The sequence below is a fragment of the Streptomyces sp. NPDC041970 genome (assembly GCF_055588985.1).
This window is the reverse complement of sequence record NZ_JBVJCD010000027.1, coordinates 26,582-33,613: the sequence shown is the minus strand read 5'-3', so window position 1 is coordinate 33,613 and position 7,032 is coordinate 26,582. Positions and strand designations below refer to the sequence as shown.

The 7,032-nt window shown below is 75.1% G+C and carries 6 protein-coding genes; 1 reads left to right on the top strand and 5 read right to left on the bottom strand.

What is annotated here, in order from left to right; translation table 11 throughout:
• Positions 1 to 119: 119 nt before the first annotated feature.
• The 4 genes from ACZ6EJ_RS15490 to yczE all read right to left on the bottom strand — a co-directional run bounded on the left by ACZ6EJ_RS15490 (position 120) and on the right by yczE (position 3,709).
• Positions 120 to 494, bottom strand: a complete 375-nt coding sequence (locus ACZ6EJ_RS15490; RefSeq protein ID WP_003959706.1) for an RNA polymerase-binding protein RbpA — start codon at positions 492 to 494, stop codon at positions 120 to 122.
• A gap of 265 nt (positions 495 to 759) precedes the next feature.
• Positions 760 to 2,133, bottom strand: a complete 1,374-nt coding sequence (locus ACZ6EJ_RS15485; RefSeq protein ID WP_469267554.1) for an MFS transporter — start codon at positions 2,131 to 2,133, stop codon at positions 760 to 762.
• Between the two features lie 40 nt (positions 2,134 to 2,173).
• Positions 2,174 to 2,938: a glycerophosphodiester phosphodiesterase family protein gene (locus tag ACZ6EJ_RS15480; protein ID WP_469267553.1), complete on the bottom strand. Its 765-nt coding sequence runs from the start codon at positions 2,936 to 2,938 to the stop codon at positions 2,174 to 2,176.
• 114 nt (positions 2,939 to 3,052) lie between these two features.
• A complete protein-coding gene (gene yczE, locus ACZ6EJ_RS15475) occupies positions 3,053 to 3,709 on the bottom strand; it encodes a membrane protein YczE (RefSeq protein WP_469267551.1) in 657 nt (218 codons plus the stop codon).
• A gap of 102 nt (positions 3,710 to 3,811) precedes the next feature.
• Here yczE and ACZ6EJ_RS15470 point away from each other — a divergent pair, with 102 nt between their 5' ends.
• A complete protein-coding gene (locus ACZ6EJ_RS15470; RefSeq protein ID WP_469267549.1) occupies positions 3,812 to 5,311 on the top strand; it encodes an SCO1417 family PLP biosynthesis transcription factor in 1,500 nt (499 codons plus the stop codon).
• 66 nt (positions 5,312 to 5,377) lie between these two features.
• Here the strand turns inward: ACZ6EJ_RS15470 and ACZ6EJ_RS15465 are convergent, their stop codons facing one another.
• Positions 5,378 to 7,006 (bottom strand): hypothetical protein, encoded by a 1,629-nt coding sequence (locus tag ACZ6EJ_RS15465; protein ID WP_469267548.1) that lies wholly within the window; start codon positions 7,004 to 7,006, stop codon positions 5,378 to 5,380.
• Positions 7,007 to 7,032: the final 26 nt, after the last annotated feature.

Here is a 7,032-nt window from a genome sequence, read left to right as displayed (position 1 = left end):
CCCACCCCCATCACCCTCACCCCCCGCCAAACACCCCCAACACCCCCCCCCCCCCCCCCCCCCCCCCCCCCCCCCCCCCCCGCGGCTCTGGTGCTGTGCTGCTGTGCGGTGGTGCGCGGTCAGGCAGACTTCCTGCTGTCCCGCGGGTGTACGGCGATGTTCATGGCTCCGGAGCGCAGAACCGCCAGCCTCTCGGCCAGCACCTCTTCCAGCTCCTCGCGGGTGCGCCGCTCCATGAGCATGTCCCAGTGCGTGCGCGCCGGCTTGCCCTTCTTCTCCTCGGGGCCGTCCCCGTCCACCAGGAGTGCCTGGGCGCCGCACGCCTTGCACTCCCACTCCGGCGGAATTTCCGCCTCCACCGAGAACGGCATCTCGAAACGATGTCCGTTCTGACATGCGTACTCCACCGCCTGGCGCGGGGCCAGATCGATGCCGCGGTCCGTCTCGTAGCTGGTAACCACAAGTCGCGTGCCGCGGAGAGCTCGCTCACTCATGAATCGTGCCTCCCGGGCTTGTCGCCCACAGGACAAAATGTCGCTGTCGTCGTCATCCGGTCAACGTCCGGTCGGCGGTAAAGATTCCCGTTGCCGGTCATGCGTCGCCCGTCGTGCCGCTGCCATATCTGGGTTGAGTACCCGCCCATGCCCGGTTTGTCACCTCTTGTGGACGCTGTCACCCAACGATCGGGCCGCTTCCCCTCGCAGTAACGGTCCTCCGGGCAGGCCAAAGACGTAGAGTACCGGCCTTTCACCGCAACGCCTAAATCCGCTCCGGCACGGGGTTGCCCGCCGCCTCCACCGCACGCCGTACGGGGACCCGCGCGAGCAGCACCGCGCCGAGGACGAAGAAGACGATCAGCGAGACGAGCGCCTGCCGGTAGCTGCCCGTCACCTGGTACGCCAGGCCGAACGCCAAAGGCCCCAGCCAGCTCAGCCCGCGGTCGCTCATCTCGTACGCGGAGAAGTACTCGGCCTCCTTGCCGCGCGGCACCAGATGCGAGAACAGGGACCGCGAGAGCGCCTGGCTGCCGCCCAGCACCAGGCCGATCGCCGCCGCGAGCGCGTAGAAGAAGACCGGCGCGTCGGCCGGCAGGAGGTAGGCGGCCACCAGGATCAGGGTCCACAGGACCAGCGAGCCCATGATCGTGCGCTTGGCGCCGTGCGTCCGGGCCAGCCGCCCCATGCCCAGCGCCCCCGCCACCGCCAGCACCTGCACCAGCAGCACGGCCGTGATCAGCGTCGTCTGGTCCAGTCCCAGTTCTTCCGAGCCGTACAGCGAGGCCTGGGAGATCACCGTCTGGACGCCGTCGTTGTAGACCAGGTAGGCCAGCAGGAACGAGAGGGTCAGCGGGTGCCGCCGCATGTCGCGCAGCGTCGCCGGCAACTGCCGCCACCCGGACGCCACCGCCCCCTCGCCGCCCGGAGCGATTTGGCGGTCGCGCAGCCGGCGCAGCGGTACGAGGGTGAACGCGCCCCACCACACCCCCGCGGAGGCGAGGCAGATCCGCACCGCTTCGGACTCCGAGAGCCCGAAGGAGGCGTGGCCGCTGTAGAGGACCAGGTCGAGGACCAGGACCAGGGCGCCCGAGGTGTAGCCGAAGGCCCAGCCGCGCGAGGAGACCGCGTCGCGCTCCTCGGGGCCGGCGATCTGCGGCAGGTAGGCGTTGTAGAGGACCATCGAGACCGAGATCGACGCGTTGGCGACGATCAGCAGGAACGCGCCCAGCAGGTAGCGGTGGCCGTCCAGGAAGAACATCCCGGCCGTGGCCGCCGCGCCGGTGTACGCGGCGGCCGCCAGCAGCGGCTTCTTGCGCCCGGTGCGGTCCGCGGCCGCGCCCACGACCGGCATCAGGACCACGGCCACGACGATCGACGCGGAGACGGCGTAGGCGAACAGCGAGCCCGCCCGCACGGGTATCCCCAGCGGGTGGACGAACCCCTCCGGATCGGCCGCCGCCCTGGCGACCGAGGTCAGGTACGGGCCGAGGAAGACGGTCAGCACGCTGGTGGAGTAGACGGAGCAGGCGAAGTCGTAGAAGTACCAGCCGTGCCGCTCCCGCTTGCGGGCGGCCGCGGCCCCGTCGTCCGGCGGCCGGTCGGACGGGTCGGCCCTCCCCGTGGTCCCGGTGCTCAACGCGCGCCCCCTCGGTCGTCGGCTGCCCGCGTACCGGGCGTCAGGCCCATGCGCCCCGCTCGCTCAGCACCGTACGCAGCGTCTCGATGTGATCGGTCATGATGCCATCCACCCCGAGGTCGAGGAGGGCGGCCATCCGCTCCGGCTCGTTCACCGTCCAGACGTGCACCTGGAGGCCGAGGGCGTGCGCCGCGCGGACGAAGCGGCGGTCGACCACCCGGATGCCGCCCTGCCGCTCCGGGACCTGGGCGCAGACCGCGCCCGCGCGCAGCGCCGCCGGGATCGCGTACGACCGCAGCCGCAGCCCCAGGACGCCGCGCACCCCGTACGAGGTGGCCAGGCGCGGGCCCGCCAGCCGGTGCGCGCGGGCCACGCGGGCCTCCGAGAAGGAGCCGACGCAGACCCGGTCCCAGGCGTCGGCCCGGCGGACGAGGGCGAGCAGGGGCTCCAGCGCCGACTCCGCCTTGAGGTCCACGTTCCAGCGCGCCTGGGGGAACTCCTCCAGCAGCTCCTCGAAGAGCGGCAGCGGTTCGGCCCCCGCGACCCGCGCCCGGCGCACCTCGCTCCAGGGCAGCGCGGCGATCCTGCCCCGCGCGTCGGTGACCCGGTCCAGGGTCGCGTCGTGGAAGGCGACCAGCCGGCCGTCCGCGGTGGTGTGCACGTCGGTCTCGAAATAGCGGTAGCCGGCCGCGGCCGCCCTGCGGAACGCGGCCGCCGTGTTCTCCACGCCGTCCGCCGCCCCGCCGCGATGGGCGAAGGCGATCGGCGCCGGATGGTCCAGGTAGGGATGGGGGCTCGGTGTCACTGCGGCAGTATCGCCCGCCCGGACGCCGCAGCGGCGACGGGCCGGGAACCGGCGGGCGGCGCCGCGGCGTCCGGTCGGTCCGCCGGGGGCGCCGCGCGTCCGGGCGCGTACCGCTCAGGGCCGGGTCGGCTGGGGCGCGGCCGCCCGCCCGGTGGGCGGGGCGGGCTCGGCCGGGGCGAAGACCGACAGGAAGAGCTGGGCCAGCGGGCCGATCGCGAGGGCGTAGAGCACCGTGCCCGCGCCCAGCGTCCCGCCGAGCAGGAACCCCGTCGCCACGACGGCCGCCTCGACCGCCGTGCGGGCCAGCCGGATGGAGCGGCCGGTCGCCCGGTGCAGCCCGGTCATCAGCCCGTCGCGGGGCCCCGGACCGAACCGGGCGCTGATGTACAGCCCCGTCGCCACCCCGTTGAGCACGACCCCCAGGACCAGCACGGGGACCCGGACGCCGAGCCCGTCCAGATCGCCGACCAGGGCGAGCGTCGCGTCCATCGCCAGTCCCACCACGAAGACGTTGGAGACCGTGCCGAGCCCCGGCCGCTGGCGCAGCGGTATCCACAGCAGCAGCACGATCGCGCCGACGATGATGGAGACGACGCCGATCGAGATCCCGGTCCGTTCGGAGAGGCCCTGGTGGAGCACGCCCCACGGCTCCAGCCCCAGCTCCGCCCGTACGAGGAGCGCCGAACTCGCCCCGTACAGGGCGAGGCCGACGTAGAGCCGGACCAGCCGCCCGGTGAGGCGGGCGGTGCTCCGGGCAGTGGTCCTGGCCACGTGGCGCTCCTTCTGCTGGTCGTAGTGGACTGCTCCGTGTCACCCTGTGGCAGGGGATCGGCCACCAGACATGGCCAATTCCAGGAAGGTGGACTGATTTCCATGGCGCAGTGGACATCGACGGTGGGGGCGGCCCAGCTCGCCCGGCAGCTTCGGACCCAGCAGTCCCGGCCCACCGGGGCGGGCGGCCGCAGACCGCCCGCCTACCGCGCGCTCGCCGACGGCATACGGCTCCTCGTGCTGGAGGGCCGCGTTCCGGTCGCCGCCCGGCTGCCCGCCGAGCGCGAACTGGCCCTCGCCTTCTCCGTCAGCCGCACCACCGTCGCCGCCGCCTACGAGGCGCTGCGCGCCGAGGGGTTCCTGGAGTCGCGGCGCGGCGCGGGGAGCTGGACCGCCGTCCCGGCCGGCAACCCGCTGCCCGCCCGCGGCCTGGAACCGCTGCCCCCCGAATCGCTCGGGTCGATGATCGACCTGGGCTGCGCCGCCCTGCCCGCCCCCGAGCCCTGGCTGACCCGCGCCGTCCAGGGGGCGCTGGAGGAGCTGCCGCCGTACGCCCACACGCACGGCGACTACCCGGCGGGGCTGCCCGTGCTGCGGGGGATGATCGCGGACCGCTACACCCGGCTCGGCATCCCCACGATGCCGGAGCAGATCATGGTGACCACCGGGGCGATGGGCGCCATCGACGCCGTCTGCCACCTCTTCGCCGGCCGCGGCGAACGGATCGCGGTGGAGTCCCCCTCGTACGCCAACATCCTCCAGCTCATGCGCGAGACGGGCGCCCGGCTCGTCCCCGTCGCGATGGAGGAGGGCCTCGGCGGCTGGGACATGAACCGCTGGCGCCAGGTGCTGCGCGACGCGGCGCCCCGGCTCGCCTACGTGGTCGCCGACTTCCACAACCCCACCGGCGCGCTCGCCGACGAGCAGCGTCGCCGCGAGCTGGTGGACGCGGCCCGGTCCGCCGGAACGGTCCTGATCGCCGACGAGACGATGAGCGAACTGCGCCTGGACCCGGAGGTCGACCTGCCCCGCCGGGTCTGCGCCTTCGACCCGGCGGGCAGCACGGTGCTGACCGTCGGGTCGGCCAGCAAGGCGTTCTGGGCGGGGATGCGCATCGGCTGGGTGCGCGCCGCCCCGGACGTCATCCGCAGCCTGGTCGCCGCCCGCGCCTACGCCGACATGGGCACCCCGGTCCTGGAGCAGCTCGCGATCAACTGGCTCATGGGGGGCGGCGGCTGGGAGCAGGCCGTCGCGGTCCGCCGCGACCAGGCGCGGGAGAACCGGGACGCGCTGGTCGCGGCGGTGCGCCGGGAGCTGCCGGAGTGGGAGTTCGCGGTGCCGCACGGCGGGCTGACGCTGTGGGTGCGCACCGGCGGGCTCTCCGGTTCGCGGCTGGCCGTCGCGGGCGAACGCGTCGGCGTCCGGGTGCCCTCCGGCCCCCGGTTCGGGGTCGACGGGGCCTTCGAGGGCTATGTCCGGCTGCCGTTCACCGTGGCCGGACCGGTGGCGGACGAGGCGGCCGTGCGCCTGGCCGCCGCGGTGGACCTGGTGCGCTCGGGCGCGGGGGCGGGGGCCGACGCCCCGCGCAGCTTCGTCGCCTGACGGCCGCGCCCGGCGACGGCCGGGGGCGGGTCCGCTCGGGCCTGGCCCCCGCCCGGCGCGGACGCTTCAGTTCGCGGCGCCGGCCGGTCGCGCCCCGGCCGCGGCGGCCTCGGCCTCGACGGGGCCGGGCACCGCCACGGAGGGCCGGCCGGGGGCCGCTCCCGCATGGGCCGGCGCGGACTCGGCGGCCGGGTTCGGTTCGGGCAGCAGGTCGAGCACCGCCTGCCGGTGGGCCTCGCGGGCGGTGTCGTCGTACGGGTCGGGGGTCGCCGGCACCTGGAGCCGCAGGACCGGACCGGCGCCCAGGCGGGCGTAGCCGCGGCCCGCGGGGACGTCGGGCGGGGGAGTGGTGCTCGGTTCGGCGCCCAGGACGGCGGCGATCCGCTCGCGGGAGGCCGGACCGAGGACGACGCGGGCCCGCGCGTGGGTCCGCACGGTCTCGGTCAGGGTCTCCAGAGCGTCGAACTGGTCCGCCAGGACGACGGTGACCCGCGCCGCCCGGCCGTGCCGCAGCGGAATCCGCAGCAGCTCCTGCGGGTCGGGCCTGCCGTCGGCCGCCGCGAGGTGGCCCAGGAGGCCGGGGCGGTCCACCAGGACCCACAGCGGCCGCCGGACGTCGTCGGGCAGCGGATGGCCGTGCTGCCGGGCCCGGTCGGCCGCGATCAGCCGCCGCTCGGTCTCGTGCGCCGCCCACTCCAGCGCGGGCAGCGCCCCGCCGAGGCCGGACTCCACGGCGAGGACGCCCCTCCGCCCGGCGAGGGCGGCGAACTCACCGCTCCCGCCGCCGTCCAGGACCAGGACGTCACCGTGCTGGAGGGCCTGCAGGGCGATCGAGCGGACCAGGGTGGTGGCGCCGGCGCCGGGCCGGCCGAGGACCAGCAGGTGCGGTTCGGCGGAGCGGTCGCCGGTCCGCCAGAGGACGGGGGAGGCGTCCACCGTCGCGTCGCCGTCGCGCACCGGGACGGTACGGGAGACCGCGTCCGGGTCGGTGAAGCCGAGGACCGTCTCGCCGGGGGCGGTGACGAAGCGCTGGGCGGCGATCGTGGCGGGCAGCGCGTCCAGCACCGCCATGGCGAGGCGGTTGGCCTCCTCGTCCCAGGTGAAGCGGTACTCGCGGCCCCGGCCCGACTTGGCGTGCAGGATCCGTTCGATACGGGTCCGGGCGGCGGCCTCGCCGTCGGTGAAGTAGGCGGGGTAGGAGACCTGGAGGCGGGTGAGCCGCCCGCTCCCGTCGAAGGCGTGGTCCGAGAAGACCCTCTCCCAGTCGCCGCCGTGGGCGAACAGCGGGCTCGGGTCGTCGGGCACCGAGAAGTACGGGACGAGGGCTTCGTACAGCGCCCTCAGCCGTGCGGCCCCGGCCTCGTCGGGGCCGCTCCGCGCCGGGGTCCGCTCCCGCCCCTTCCAGGCGGCGGCGCCCATGACCGCGATCAGGGCCAGGGCCGGCCCGAACGGGGCGAGCGCCACCACGAGCACACAGGCCGCGGCGAGGAACAGCTTGGGGCCGCGTCGGTCCTCGGGGGTCGCGAGCCACATCCGCCGCCCGGAGGCGGCCAGCAGCCGCAGGCCGCGGAACACCGTGATCAGCGGATGGAGCACGTCGGCGGCGGTGTCGGCGCACGAGCGCGCCAGCTCTCTGCCGCGCGTGATCGAAGCGCCGCCGCTGCTCAGAACGCGGGGGAGGGGTCGCCGGGCCACATCGGTCTCCTGGGGGTGGAAGCGGT